Consider the following 13,170-nt stretch of genomic DNA (forward strand, 5'->3'; position numbering starts at 1 on the left):
CCCAACCAATGGCCAAGAAGCCCAGCAATGCCTTCGCCATCGATCCGGACAAGCGCTACCGCCTCACGGTCAACCGTGTGACGCCGCGCGGCCGGACGACCTTCCGGCCGGCCAACAGCTACGAGGTGAAGGGCGCCGTCGCCCTCGACCTCGGCGATGCCGTGGCCGAGATCGAACTGCTCGAGGAGTAGAAGCGTGGCGCGTCGGTTCGACAAATACCGGGTCCGGACGGGACAGCTCATCGACGAAGCGTTCCTGAACGACCGCTTTCAGGACATCGATGTGCGCGTTGCCGACGTCGAGGACACGGCCAAGGATTGGTCGACCGAGGCGGCCAAGCTTCGCGAGGCCGGCCTTGCCCGCGTCGCTGAGGCTCTCGATCCCGTGCTTGCGGCGATCGAGAGCCGCGCCAATCTCGGCGCGATCCTGACGGCCGAGAGCGACAGCGACATCGAGGCCTCGATCGGCACCAAGATCTTCGAGATCCGGGCGCAGGACCGGGCACAGTTTGCGCCGGCCGCGCACCTCTCGGTCTGGAAGACGTCCGACCCCTCGATCGCCATGCTCGGCCGGACGCAGGGCTACAATCCCGAGACCGGTGCCCTGACCTTCCTCGCGGAACAGGCGGAAGGCAGCGGCTTCCACACCGGTTGGACGATTTCCGTCGCCAACTCGGTCAGCACCTTGTCCGAGGCGCAGATCGCGACCGCCATGGCGCAGCAGGCGGCAGAGGCCGCCGGCGTGGCGGTGACCAACCGCGATGAATCCGTGACGGCGGCCGACGAATCCGTGCGGGCGAAGACGGATGCGCAGGAGGCTCAGGAGGCCGCCGCGCTCCATCTCGCCGCTGTCGAGCAGGCGCGCGACCAGGCCGAAGCCTTCATGAAGCGCTATCAGGGCGCGCACGCCACCAACCCGGCGACGCGCCTGGACGGCAGTGTGCTTGAGCTCGGCGACTGGTACCTGAATACGGCGTCCTTTGGGGGCGAGGGCGACTGGCGCTGGTGGACTGGGACGGCCTGGCGCTCGCGCCAGGTGCCGAGCGACGGCACCGTCGTCTCGTTCGAAGGCCGCGCTGGCGCCGTCACCGCGCAGGACGGTGACTACCACGCCGGTGAGATCGTCTTCACGCCGGCGGGCAACATTGGCGCCAACCGCGTGCAGGCTGCGCTCGTCGAACTCGACAACGAAAAGCAGGCGATTTCCGCGCTGCTCAGCTCCGTAGCGGCTTTGGCCGTCAATGGCATCCTTGCCAAGACGGGCACCGGCACGGCCGCCGCCCGCAGCCTTGCTGGCACCGCGAACGAAATCGCGGTGGCGAACGGCGACGGTGTTGCCGGCAACCCGACATTCAGCCTGGTCAAGCCGAGCCAGGCCGAAGCGGAGGCCGGCACCGACGCCAACAAGCCGATGAACGCGCTCCGCACCGCTCAGGCGATCGCGGCGCAGGTGCCGACGGCCACCGAGACGGTTCCCGGCCGCGTCCGGCTGGCGACGGAGGCGGAGGGCCTTGCCGGCATCGAGGTCGGCCGGGCGCCCAGCGTCTATGTCGTCAAGAAGATGCTCGACCAGCTGCGCAACCAGCTGACCGCCGGCGCCGGCGCCGCGCTCGATACCTTCGAGGAGCTGGCCGCCGCGCTTGGCAACGACCCGAACTTCGCGACCACGGTCACGGCCGCCATCGGCTCGAAGCTGCCGGCGTCGGCCGTGTCGCCCTTCATCATGACCTTGCTGGACGATGCCAACGCGGCGGCGGCGCGATCGACGCTCCAGCTCGGCGCTCTGGCGTTGCTCTCGACCATCGGGACCGGCGTCCTCGACGATGACGCCGCCACCAATGCCAAGCTCGCCAACATGGCGGCGAACACGCTGAAGGGCGCCATCGCCGCCGGCGATCCGCAGGATCTGACGCCGGCGCAGGTCCGCACCATGTTGTCGCTCGGATCGCTGGCGCTGAAGTCGGCGATCGCCACCGCCGACATCAGCGACGCCCAGGTGACGTTCGCGAAGATGGCGGCGGCCGCGCTGGCGACTGGCGCCGAGTATCAGGCTCTCACCAGCAACAAGCTGATCTCGACGGCCAGTCTTTCGGCGGCTCTGACGCCGGCGGCTCTTTCGATTTCGAGCGGCATCGTCGCCTGGAATCTCGAAGCCGGCATCAACTTCACGCTGCCCATGACAGCAGCGGCCGTGCTCCAGTTTCCAACCGGCACGGTCCCAGCCGGCAAGAGCGGGTGGATCGCATGCGTCCAGGACAACGTCGGGAGCAAGACCCTCGGCCTGGCCGCGAATATCATGACGCAGGGCGGCGCCGGTATTGAGCTGTCGACCGCTGCCAATGCGATCGACTTCCTGTTCTACACCTACGTCTCGTCCAGCCAGGTGCTGATCGGGCCGACGAAGGACTGGAAGTGATGCTTCCGGGCTTTTCGGGCAACATGCGAATGGGGGTCAGTGACAACGACCCCTTCTTCTCCAAGGTGGCCTATCTGGCCCACATGGAGGGCGCCAACAACTCGACCTCGATCGTCGACAGCAGCAAGACGGGTCTCTCGGTGCCCGTCTCAGGCGTGGCCAAGATCACCACTGCCAAGGCGAAGTTCGGCGCCGCCAGCCTCGACGTAACGGGCGCCGCCAACTGCTACGCGCAGTCGGCCGCCAACGCCGCCTTGGCGCTCCCCGCCGACTTCACCATGGAATGCTTCGTCAACATCCGGGGCACCGTGGGAACCGGCGACTGGTGCATCTTCGACCTGCGCAGCGCCTCCGCGACCACCGGGCCCTGCATCCTGCATACCGGCGGCTATGCGATCTGCGGTCAGGTCAACGGCTCGATCCGCTGGACCGACAGTGCGAACAGCCAGAACGCCTGGAAGCATGTCGCCATCGCCCGTGCCGGCAGTACGTGCCGCATGTTCGTCGACGGCGTCCAGATCGGCGCGAACTACAGCTTCGCGACGGCCATCGGCAACGGCCAGGTCACGCTCGGCAAGTTCTACAACGCCAACAATGGCGACGCGAAGCTGAAGCTGAACGGCAATATCGACGAAGTCCGCGTGACGGTCGGCCGGGCTCGATACACGTCGAATTTCGCTCCCCCCGCATTGCCCTTTCCGAACAGGTAGGAACCATGTCGCCGCTCTATTTCGCATCCCTCGTTCCCTGGCAGGGCGAACGCATCGACGGCGTCCTTTATCCGCCGACCATCGCCGACCTCTGGACGGGGGCGCAGCTCGCGGCAATCGGGCTCTATCGGCCGCTGCCGGCGGATCCGGTCCCCCAGGGAAAGCGCGTGCTCGGCACGGCGCCGCAGTGGGTCGATGGCGTCATGCGCTATGTCCACACGCTGGAAGACGTTCCCATCAGCCCGGAAGAGGTGGATGCCGAGCGCGATCGCCGGACCGAGTTCGACTTCACCTTCGCCGGCGTCGCCTACCAGGTCGACGACAAGAGCATCAGCCGGATCATTGCGATGGGCACCGATGCCCGCTTTGCCCAGCTCGGCGGCGCCATGCCCGGAAACCTGCGCTGGGCCGACGCCAACAACGACTTCGGATGGATCGCCACCGACAATTCGATCACCCCCATGGACGCCCAGACCATGGCGGCCTTCGCCGACGCGGCGAAGCTCTGGGTCAGCCAGCACATCTTCGCCGCCCGCGCCCTGAAGGATGCTGCGCCGATTCCGGCTGACTATGTTGAGGATGGTTACTGGCCGGGGTGACCTTGCGCTTTGCCACTTCGAATGTAGGCTAGCGTCATCGTCAAAAACGAGAAGTTCACCGCTGCGGACACCGGTCCGCAATGCTGCACCCAAGCGTGAAACTTAGCCTGACCTCCACTTCATCGGAGGTCAAGCCATGGCGACGGCGCCCTACAATCACGGTATCCGGATCTTCGACGCTGGCGAGACACCGCGCGGCGTCGACCTCGACAACAGCACCTCGATCGCGGCGATCTTCACCGCGCCGGCCGCCGACGACGATGTCTGGCCGCTCAACGAACCCGTCGATCTTTTCTCCAATGACTCGATCAAGCGGACCGCCCTCGGCGCCGGCGGCACCGGCGGCGACATCTTCGATGCGCTCGACGACCAAGGCATTGTTGCGCGGGTCTATGGCGTGCGGGTCGCCGAGGGCGTCTCCGAGACGCCGGCAACCAAGCTTGAACAGACCATTTCCAACTTCGTGGGCAGCGGCGCGAACTTCTCCGGCGTCCACGCCTTCAAGCTCTGCCGCCAGAGATTCGGTGAAGACCCCGGCCTCCTGATCGCGCCGGGCTATACGACCCAGCGGATTTCCAACGCCGCCAACCCGGTCGTATCGGAGTTCGAAGGTATCGCGAAGCGGCTTAAGTCCATCGTCGTCGCCGATGCCGGCGGGACGGACAAAGCTGGCGCCTTCGCCTGGGCGGAGGACTTCACAGATGGCCAGCGCATCTTCGCTACCTGGCCGCAGGTGAACGTCTGGGACACCGCCTCCAGCAGCGTCGTTGCCCGGCCGCTCGCCGCGCGCGCCGCCGGCCTCTTCGTGAAGCGCGACAAGGAGAAGGGCGGCCCCTACTGGTCGCCGTCCAACCAGGCCGTCGGTGGCATCGCGGGAACGGCCTTGCCGGTCTCCTACTATGACGGCGACTCCGACCATGACGCCAACTGGCTTAACGAGCGCAAGCTCGCCACCGTGATCGACAACCGGATCCTGTGGGGCAACGAGACGCTCTCGTCGGATCCGCTCTGGCGGTTCGTCAACGTGCGGCGTACCCGCGATGCGGCCGAGCGTAGCATCGTTCGCGCCTTCCGCTGGGCGATGGACCGCAATCTCGGCAAACACCTGCCCGTCGCGATCATCCAATCGCTCGACGAGTTCATCGACGGCCTGGTCGCCGTCGGCGCCGTGCTCGGCGGCCGGGCCTTTTGGCTGCGGGACATGAACAGCAACACGGATCTTCGCAACGGCATCCTCCGCATCGAGTTCGACATGGAGGAAGCGCCGCCGTTGCAGGATCTGCAGTTCGGCTCTCGCCGCAACGTCGCCTATTTCGACGTCCTCTCCGAGGACATCCTCAATGCCCTCCAGCAGCAGGTCGTGTGATGGCAGCCTTGGAAATGAATTCCATCCTGCACGGATGGAACCTGTTCGCGGATGGTGTGGCCCAGTCGCTCGTCGCCGAGACGGCCCAGCTTCCCAGTCTGGAAGAGAGCACGCGTGACTTCACGCCGGGCGGCGGCCACATGGGATTCGCCGTTCCTCTGTCGGCCATCAATGCCGTCGAGATTGGCTTCAACCTGGTCAACCGGTCGCCGCAGCTTCTGTCGCTCTTCGGGCTCAATGCGGGGCAGTACCGCACTTACACCCTGTATGAGAACCTGGTGGATGAGTTCACCGGCGACGTGACGCGCCGCGTCATCACGGCCATCGGACGGCTCAGCTCGGTCGAGAGTCAGGAGCACAAGAGCCCCGACCTCATCGGCTACCAGTACCGCGTCCGTTCGATCCACACCTATACCGACGTATTCGACGGTCGCGTGATCAACGGCTTCTATTTCCGCACCAACCGCCGGATCATCGACGGCGTCGATGTGACGGCGGCGCGCAACGGCAATCTGGGCATCTGATATGACCAAGCTCACGTCCGCCACCCACACGCTGCCGGCGCCGATCGAGGTCGGCGGAAAGTCCTATGTTGCGATCACACTCTATCGCCCCAGGACCGGCGAGATTCGAAAGCTCCACCGGTCCGGAGCCTTCGCCAAGCTCATTGCGCTCGGAGAGAAGGCCGAGAACGCGGAGAATGCGGAGAACGCCGAAGCGCAGGACGACGAGGCCGCGGCCTTCGACCATCTCTCGATCTATGACGATATCGTGCCAGTGTTGGCGGTTCTGGCTCGGGTCGACGAAGCGGTAATTGACGCCCTTGATCCTGCCGACACGAACAAGCTCATTGAGCTGCTCAACGAGGTCGATTTCCTCCCTTTGTGAGTAGCCGTGACCTCGATCTGATGGTCGAGGCCATGGCGCATTGCTGGCATTTCCAGCCGTCGGAGATCGACGCGCTCGACGTTGCCGATTTGAAGTGGTGGTCCGACCTGGTGGCGAAACGGAGATAGGACATGGCCGCATTCGACGTTCAGGTCATCCTCTCCCTCGTCGACAAGCTGACCAAACCCGCCAAAGACGCCGCCGACGCGCTCAAGGGCGTCGGCAAGGGCGTTGAAGGCGGCAAGCTCGGCGAGGGTTTGGAGAAGGCTGCTAAGGGCGCCAAGGATCTTACTGACAATCTGAAAGATGCGGCCAAAGCCGCAAAAGATGCCGGCCGCGCCGCCGGCGGGGGCATGGCCCGTGACATCCAGAAGGCGGCGCGCGGATCGCAGGATTTCGCTCGATCGCTTGTGAAAGTCGAACAGGCGGCCGGAAGGGTCGGCCGCGTCCTTCGTGGCCAGTACGACATCATGCTCGGTCTCGGACGCCTCTACGCACGCGCAGGCATGGGCGCTGTCCGGATTGGGCGGAAAGCGGCTGTGGGGGCAGGCCTTACCGGCGCTGCCACCCTCGGCGGTGCTGTGGCGATCGCTCGGAGCTACGCCAACGATATTGATGGCCAGCAGGAACGCGCTGCCGGCCTTAAGATGAAGCTGCAGACCTACCGTGAGCTTGGCTATGCCGCTCAGCTCGGCGGTGCTTCGCCCGATGCGATGGACGAGGCAACGAAGACGCTGCTGGAGAACTTGGGCAAGGCCAAGAGCCGCAAGCCCGGCGGACCTATCCAAAACTATCTCGGCAAGAACAATCCCAAGCTGCTGAAGACCTTGAAGAAGGTCGACCTTACCCAAGACGACGGCAGCGCCAAGGCTCTTGAAATGGTGCTCGCTGCGCTCGCGTCCGAGAAGAACATCGCCAAGCGCAAGGCGGCCGCAAAAGCCATGTTCGGCGGTCAGGCCGACGACATGCTCCTGATGGCGCAGGATGGTCCGGAAGCAACCAAGCAGCGTCGCGCCGAAGGGCGCGAACTGATGGGGAACGTGACCGACGAGGCCGCCCAGGCGGCGGCTGCCTTCAATGACGAGATCGACCGGATGAAAGCGGCCCTGGTCGGTGTTCGCGACGAGATCGGTCAGTCGGTCATCCCCTCGCTTACCGGGCTGATCGAGCATGTGCGCACCATCCTGGTGCAACGTCGGCCAGAGATCACGGCCGCTGTCACTTCCCTAGTCGACGGGATCATTGCAGCGATCAAGGCCGTTCCGTGGGAGGACGTCCGAGGATCCATTCAGGGCATCGCAGACGGCATCGTCTCTTTGAGGGATTGGGTCGGCGGCTGGAAAAATCTGGCGCTGTTGGTCGCCGGCATCGGACTAGCCCCTTGGCTCGTCACGGTCACGGCCGGAGTCGTCTCCCTTGTCGGAGCTTTGGCGGTGTTGGCCATGACGGTCAGAGGCGCTTATGCGGCGGCTACAGCTAGTTCCGTCATCGCAGGGGCCGGCGCGGCGGGCGGCGCAGGAGCGGCGGCCGGTGCCGCAGGCGCGGTAGGGGGCGCCGCTGGCGCAGCAACAGGGATTCGCGGACTTCTCGGGTTTCTTGCCAAGGCGGGCGGCGCTGCTCTTACCCAGTATGGTATCTACCAGGGCGGCAAAGCGGCGATGAACTGGGGCTTCGACCAGCTTCCCCATCCCGAATATCCGGCGGGGTACGATCCTCAGACGGAGCTGGATAAGAGTACCTGGCAGAGGATCACTGAGCTGGTTTCGCGCCTGTCCGGTTCGCCTGACGGTGCGCCGGCGCCGGGTATGGCGACTTCGGATCTCACTCCTGAAATGCTGGATCGCCGCCAGAACGCCCAGCGTGCCTGGGAACAGCAGCGCGCTGTCGGCGGCCTGACCATTCCGGGCCTTGATCTCAGTGGCGCGGTCGACGGTGCTGCAGCAGGGCCGGCCGGCGAAAAGCTCGCAAACGATCTGGCCGAGGGCATCGTCAAGGCCACGCCAGTCGCGGTCGCTGCCGCCCACAAGCTCGCCCAGCAGGTCCAAGCAGCATTGAGCATCGCGGCGCCCTTAATCCCTGCTCCGGTTGTCGGCGCAGCGCGCGCTACGGCGCGTGCCGTGGACCGGTCGCTGGATGGTGCTCTGCATGACGGAGTGACCCCATGAACGCCTTGATGGCCCTAGGTCCCCATGTCTTCGAGGTGCTGCCCCTCAACTATCAGGAGCTGGAGCGAACCACCGAAGCCATATGGGCGAGCGTCCCTAGGCTTGGCGCGCGGCCGGCACGCCAGTTCGTTGGATACGGGGACGACATTTTGAGGATCTCCGGTGTTCTGTTCCCGGAAGCGCTTGGCGGTCGGAGTGCCTTCGAAGCTATCCGCGCTACGCAGGCGGCGGCGGATCCGGTGGCCCTCGTAGGCTTCGGCACTGCCTCAGTTGGCCGCGTCTGGGGACGCGTGATCATCCTGTCGGTGCACGACCGCCAGGAATCGATCGGCGGCAATGGCGCAGGCGAGATCCTCAACTACGAAATCGACGTTGCGCCCTACGGAGATGGGCCCGGCGCCAGTCTGTTCGGTCTCTTCTGAGAGGAAATCATGCCGACCGTTGAAATCCGCAGCCAAGATATGACCGTGGATCTCGTCTGTCACCGCTTCTACGGGCGAACCCGTGGGACGACGGAACGGGTCTTGGACGAGAATCCAGGCCTGGCCGCCCAGGGGCCATTCATCCCGTTGGGAACCCGCATCCTTCTCCCCGAGATCACAAACTCGCCGACCAAGGCCACCCGAAATCTCTGGGACTGATCCGCCATGAAGCCGTACCTCGAAGTCCTAGCTGACGGCCGCCCGGTCAATGGGTTGTTCTATTCGGCGCTGAAGAGCGCGACCATTCGCGACGAGGCTGGACAGGAATCCGACAGCTTCGAGGTTGAGTTCGACGATACCGCCGCGACGATCGCTCTGCCTCGCGAGGGAACAATCCTGTCGCCGTCCGGCGGCTTTCGTGGCCGCGCGGTCACCCGCTTCGGCGACTTCAAGGTCGCTGGCTATGAGCGGGGTCGAACGGCCTCGGAGGGGCGCTACATTCGCATGACGGCTCGGCCGGCAGATTTGCGAGAGGACCTCAAGGAACCCGTTTCGGAACACTGGGACGACCAGACGCTGGGCGGCGTTCTGAGTGAGCTGGCGGAGCGCCATGGCCTCGTCTTGGCGATCGATCAGGAGCTGGGCTCGATCAAGATCCCGTATCTGGCCCGCGTAGAGCAGTCGGCAATCGACCTGGTCACCCGCTTGGCCGATCGATACGGAGCGACCGCAAAGCCTGCCGGTGGACGTCTGGTCTTCGTGAAGCGCGGAGGCACCACCGCCTCAGGCCAGAGACTGGCACCGATTGTCGTGCGGGAGACGGACTGCTCGGAATGGCGGATCGAAGCCAAACCGCGTCCGCAATTTGGCGGCGTTCGCGCTGGCTGGCTCGACCGCGAGAAGGGCCTCCGCATGGAGGAGCGCGCCGACAGCGGTGAAGGTCCGTTCAGCATGCTGCGCCCCCTGTTCGCGACCAAGGAGGAGGCCCAGGCTGCCGCTCAATCGAAGCTGACGGCTTTGACTCGCGCGACCGGCTCCGGGAGCCTCACCCTTTCCGTGGGCAGGCCTGCCGCTCGGGCTGAGGCCGACCTCAAGCTGATCGGTTTCGGCGACGGCGCCAGCGGGAAATGGCGCGCAACCTCGGTCAGCCATCTTTTCGGAGGAGACGGCTACCAGAACTCAATCGACTTTGAGGCGGCCGAGGAAGGCCGCCCGAAGCCGGGCGCCGGCGGCGGCTCGGACGACAATGGCGCCCAGGCGGGCGGCTCAGACGGCGGATTCGCCGACGGCTTCACAGGGGAAGAATACCTCTAGGAGCGGGCGGCCCGGAGCGCGCGAACGCTCCGAACTGCGGGACAGGCGCCAACCATGAACCCGCATGACGCCAATCAACTCAACGCCACGCCCGCCGCTGCTGTGCACAGCCAGGGCAACGTGGCCGATTCGAGTAAACGAAGATGGAAGATGGTTTCCGACTGGTGGACCCGGTCAAACCGGCTGCCGGCTATATCGGCGGCAAACGCAATCTCGCGGCACGCCTCATCACCCTGATCAATGGGGCACCGCATGTGACCTACGCCGAGCCGTTCGTGGGTATGGGCGGCGTCTTTCTTCGGCGCGGCCGGGCTCCGAAGGCCGAGGTCATCAACGATATCAGTGGCGATGTTGCCGGGTTCTTCCGCGTGCTGCAGCGCCACTACGTCGCGTTTCTGGATATGCTCCGCTACCAGATCACCAGCCGCAAGGAATTCGAGCGCCTGGCCAAGACTGACCCCACCACGCTGACCGACCTGGAACGCGCTGCCCGATTCCTCTTCCTGCAGCGGACAGCCTTTGGCGGGAAGGTGAATGGTCGAACGTTCGGCGTCGCCGTCGAGCAGCCGGCCCGGTTCGACGTCACGAAGCTCGTGCCGCTCCTGGAGGCAGTTCACGAACGGCTGGCCGGTGTAGTGATCGAATGTCTGCCCTACGCCGAGTTCATCCGGCGATATGATCGGCCGGGGACGCTGTTCTATCTGGACCCGCCCTATGCGGGCTCCGAGGATGACTACGGCAAGGGCGTGTTCGGCCCGGCCGACTTCGAGCGGCTGGCTGACCAGCTCCGCTCGATCGCCGGGCAGTTCATCCTGTCGATCAACGATACGCAGGCAGTTCGAAGGGCCTTCGAAGGCTTCTCGATCGAGGAGGTTCGGGTAGCATATTCTATTGCCGCCCGATCTTCGGTTCAGGCGGCGGAACTGATCATCAGGAAAGGGGGCAATGATGGATGACTACTATCGGGAGGTCGGCCGTGCGGTCTACCAGTTCGCTGGCTTGGAGCGCGCTGTAGCATGGCTGGGCGAGACCATTGAGCGTGGGTTCAACCAGAAGGTTCCGGACAACCACTGGAGCGCGAAAGCGATTGGCCTGGAGTTCCAGAAGTTAGTTGAGCAATTGCCCAGAGACGACCTCGATCGGGCCGACATGCTCAAACTAGCCAGCGAATATCGTCTTCTGGTGAGTGAAAGGGACATGCTAGTCCACGGCAATCCGCACACCGCCGAAGATGGGACTCAGCGTCTTGGGTACAACGCACATCACGGCAGCCGCGACTGGACAATCGGGGCTGTGCGCGAGATCGGCAACAAGTTCGAGAGCCTTTCGGCGATGGCTGGAACGATCCTTCATCGAGGCCGCTATCAACGATGGGAGGCCGAGAGCTGAAGTGGTGCCATCTGTTCTTGCGCGGAATGCCAAGTGATTTTGCGCGCTACACGTTCGCTCGCCCGCCCGGGACGCCGCGGCCGACATCGGCGGGCGACATGGCCAGCTGGTCGAACGGCGTCTGGAGCGGAAACTCCGTCGCCGGCTGCCGATAGCCGTTCGCGCGGCGCCGCGCCATGGAACGCTGCAGCGCCTGCAGGATGAAGCGGCGGTTTTCCCCGGCATCGTTGGTCATGTTCGCCTCGTGCCGGCGATGGAACAGGGCCACCTCGCTCTCGACCCCGATACGCAGGCCCCCCTCATGGAGGCGGAGCAGGAAATCCAGGTCCTCCGAAAAGCGCATCGCCTCGTCGAACAGACCGATCGCGCCGAAGACCGAAGCGCGCATCGTCGTGGCGCCGAGATTGACGCTGCGAAGGCGGACATGCGCCGATCCGGCCACAGGCTCGAACATCTCGCCGATCGCCTCGAAGACGAGCACCTCGCCGGCGACCACGTCGGTCGACGGATCCCGCGCCAGCCACGCGACGTGCCGCGCCAGGCGGTCAGGTCGCCACAGATCGTCGGCGTCGAGGAACGAGACGAACGCGCCCCTCGCCGCGCGAACGCCGTGATTGCGCGCGGCGGCGACGCCCGCATGCGCGATCGGCAGCAGGCGGATCCGCCCGTCCCGCGCCGCGGCATCGGCGACGATCCGCGCCGTATCGTCCCGAGAACCGTCGTCGACGACGACGACCTCGAAATCGGCAAAGGTCTGGGCGGAGAGGCTGTCGAGTGCCGGGCGGATGAAGCGCGCCGCATCGCGGGCCGGCATGACGACGCTGGCCGACGTCATCGCGCGTGCTCCGCGATCACCGACCGCACGGTCGCCGCGATCTCGATGGGGTCTTCGGAAAGCCGGAGCCGGTAGACCGGCAGCCGCATCGAGAGACCGGTCAGGAACAGAAGATCCTCGGCCGAACGGGACTGGAACTCCCCGAACAGGGCATCGGTCAGATAGCGGATGGCATCGGCCCGCGGCACCGCCTCGATCGTCGAGCGCTCCTGCCGCGCCACGACCGGCAGGAGAATGGCGCCGATCCGCAGCCGATCCGCCATGCATCCCGGAAAGGCCCGCTCGGGATCGAACTCGAACTTGCCCTGCCAGTTGGGCGACAGCGCGCCGAGGCGGTCCGCGAGACCGGGAATGCGCGCGATTCCGGCCGCGTCCTGCTTCAGCAGGCGATAGAGCGGCAGGACCGTCGGAGGCCCGTCCTGATCGAGCAGGATGTAGTCGTCGCCGACCGTCTGCAGCCCGCCCGCGAGGCCGGCGAGCGTGGTGCCGGACTTTCCCGCTCCGCCCGGCCCGGCGACCAGAACCCCCTGGCCGTCGACGCCGAGGCTGCCGGCATGGATCATCCGACGCCTCGCCTGCCGCAACGCCCAGTTCAGGGGAACGCGGACGGGGGCGCCGCTGTCCCATGGCAGCAGATCATCCATATGGTCGAGGAAATAGGCGGCATTGCCGGACCGACGCTGCCGCACGATCCATTGCCGGTCGAAATAGGGATAGGTCGCGACGTAGCCGCCGACATCGGCAGCCTCGTCGAAATGATGCATCTGCCAGTCGGGTTCCGCCCAGAGGCCCGCGCGCCAGCCCATCTCGGACGCGGCAACGATGTCGATCCGCCGCGCTTCCCCGATGGGCTCGCCACGCGTCACCAAACGGTCGCGATAGCGGTCGAGCACGACGCGATTGCTGCTGCGGAGCTTGAACCCGACGCCGCCGAGCGTCACCTCGGCCACATGCAGCCGGTCATCCGGCGTCGCGTCGAGCCGCTCAAAGAGCGTATCGAAGAACGCGGCCAGGCTCTTGTTGTCGACAACCGCAGGGTCGCACGCCCCTCCAGGGCCGCCCCGCAT

Annotated in this window: 16 protein-coding genes; 14 read left to right on the plus strand and 2 right to left on the minus strand. The window is 65.5% G+C overall.

Annotated features, from left to right (window positions below):
* Nucleotides 1–8: 8 nt before the first annotated feature.
* From WFK98_RS14055 to WFK98_RS14120, 14 genes are all read left to right on the plus strand, one after another.
* The gene (locus WFK98_RS14055) at nt 9–191 is read left to right on the plus strand and encodes a hypothetical protein (protein WP_336800664.1); all 183 of its coding nucleotides are present in this window, start codon (nt 9–11) and stop codon (nt 189–191) included.
* Between the two features lie 4 nt (nt 192–195).
* A complete protein-coding gene (locus WFK98_RS14060; RefSeq protein WP_336800665.1) occupies nt 196–2,415 on the plus strand; it encodes a hypothetical protein in 2,220 nt (739 codons plus the stop codon).
* A gap of 29 nt (nt 2,416–2,444) precedes the next feature.
* Complete coding sequence (locus WFK98_RS14065) at nt 2,445–3,125, plus strand: LamG-like jellyroll fold domain-containing protein (protein ID WP_336800666.1); 681 nt, start codon at nt 2,445–2,447, stop codon at nt 3,123–3,125.
* A 5-nt stretch (nt 3,126–3,130) separates the two neighbouring features.
* Nucleotides 3,131–3,724 (plus strand): DUF4376 domain-containing protein, encoded by a 594-nt coding sequence (locus tag WFK98_RS14070; protein WP_336800667.1) that lies wholly within the window; start codon nt 3,131–3,133, stop codon nt 3,722–3,724.
* A 136-nt stretch (nt 3,725–3,860) separates the two neighbouring features.
* The gene (locus WFK98_RS14075; RefSeq protein WP_336800668.1) at nt 3,861–5,090 is read left to right on the plus strand and encodes a phage tail sheath family protein; all 1,230 of its coding nucleotides are present in this window, start codon (nt 3,861–3,863) and stop codon (nt 5,088–5,090) included.
* Nucleotides 5,090–5,614, plus strand: a complete 525-nt coding sequence (locus WFK98_RS14080) for a phage major tail tube protein (RefSeq protein ID WP_336800669.1) — start codon at nt 5,090–5,092, stop codon at nt 5,612–5,614. The genes WFK98_RS14075 and WFK98_RS14080 overlap by 1 nt, the downstream gene beginning before the upstream one ends.
* A gap of 1 nt (nt 5,615) precedes the next feature.
* Entirely contained in the window at nt 5,616–5,978 is a 363-nt protein-coding gene (locus tag WFK98_RS14085) for a phage tail assembly protein (protein ID WP_336800670.1), read from the plus strand.
* Nucleotides 5,975–6,106 carry a hypothetical protein gene (locus WFK98_RS14090; RefSeq protein ID WP_336800671.1) on the plus strand — a complete coding sequence of 44 codons (132 nt, stop codon included), beginning with the start codon at nt 5,975–5,977 and terminating at the stop codon, nt 6,104–6,106. Before WFK98_RS14085 ends, WFK98_RS14090 begins: the two co-directional genes overlap by 4 nt.
* 3 nt (nt 6,107–6,109) lie before the next feature.
* Nucleotides 6,110–8,143, plus strand: coding sequence for a hypothetical protein (locus WFK98_RS14095; RefSeq protein ID WP_336800672.1), 2,034 nt, complete (start codon nt 6,110–6,112; stop codon nt 8,141–8,143).
* The gene (locus tag WFK98_RS14100) at nt 8,140–8,565 is read left to right on the plus strand and encodes a phage tail protein (protein WP_336800673.1); all 426 of its coding nucleotides are present in this window, start codon (nt 8,140–8,142) and stop codon (nt 8,563–8,565) included. The genes WFK98_RS14095 and WFK98_RS14100 overlap by 4 nt, the downstream gene beginning before the upstream one ends.
* A 9-nt stretch (nt 8,566–8,574) precedes the next feature.
* On the plus strand, nt 8,575–8,784 hold the full coding sequence (locus WFK98_RS14105) for a tail protein X (protein ID WP_336800674.1): 210 nt from the start codon (nt 8,575–8,577) through the stop codon (nt 8,782–8,784).
* Between the two features lie 6 nt (nt 8,785–8,790).
* The gene (locus WFK98_RS14110; protein ID WP_336800675.1) at nt 8,791–9,879 is read left to right on the plus strand and encodes a phage late control D family protein; all 1,089 of its coding nucleotides are present in this window, start codon (nt 8,791–8,793) and stop codon (nt 9,877–9,879) included.
* Nucleotides 9,880–10,022: 143 nt separating this feature from the next.
* Nucleotides 10,023–10,835 (plus strand): DNA adenine methylase, encoded by an 813-nt coding sequence (locus tag WFK98_RS14115; protein WP_336800676.1) that lies wholly within the window; start codon nt 10,023–10,025, stop codon nt 10,833–10,835.
* Entirely contained in the window at nt 10,825–11,268 is a 444-nt protein-coding gene (locus WFK98_RS14120) for a hypothetical protein (protein WP_336800677.1), read from the plus strand. Before WFK98_RS14115 ends, WFK98_RS14120 begins: the two co-directional genes overlap by 11 nt.
* 46 nt (nt 11,269–11,314) lie before the next feature.
* On the opposite strand, the gene WFK98_RS14125 is transcribed toward WFK98_RS14120, so the two are convergent.
* Both WFK98_RS14125 and WFK98_RS14130 read right to left on the minus strand, forming a co-directional pair.
* The gene (locus WFK98_RS14125; protein ID WP_336800678.1) at nt 11,315–12,103 is read right to left on the minus strand and encodes a glycosyltransferase family 2 protein; all 789 of its coding nucleotides are present in this window, start codon (nt 12,101–12,103) and stop codon (nt 11,315–11,317) included.
* Nucleotides 12,100–13,170 (minus strand): hypothetical protein, encoded by a 1,071-nt coding sequence (locus WFK98_RS14130; protein ID WP_336800679.1) that lies wholly within the window; start codon nt 13,168–13,170, stop codon nt 12,100–12,102. The genes WFK98_RS14125 and WFK98_RS14130 overlap by 4 nt, the downstream gene beginning before the upstream one ends.

Origin of the sequence: Kaistia sp. MMO-174, from assembly GCF_037147815.1 — a bacterium.
GTDB lineage: Bacteria > Pseudomonadota > Alphaproteobacteria > Rhizobiales > Kaistiaceae > Kaistia > Kaistia nematophila.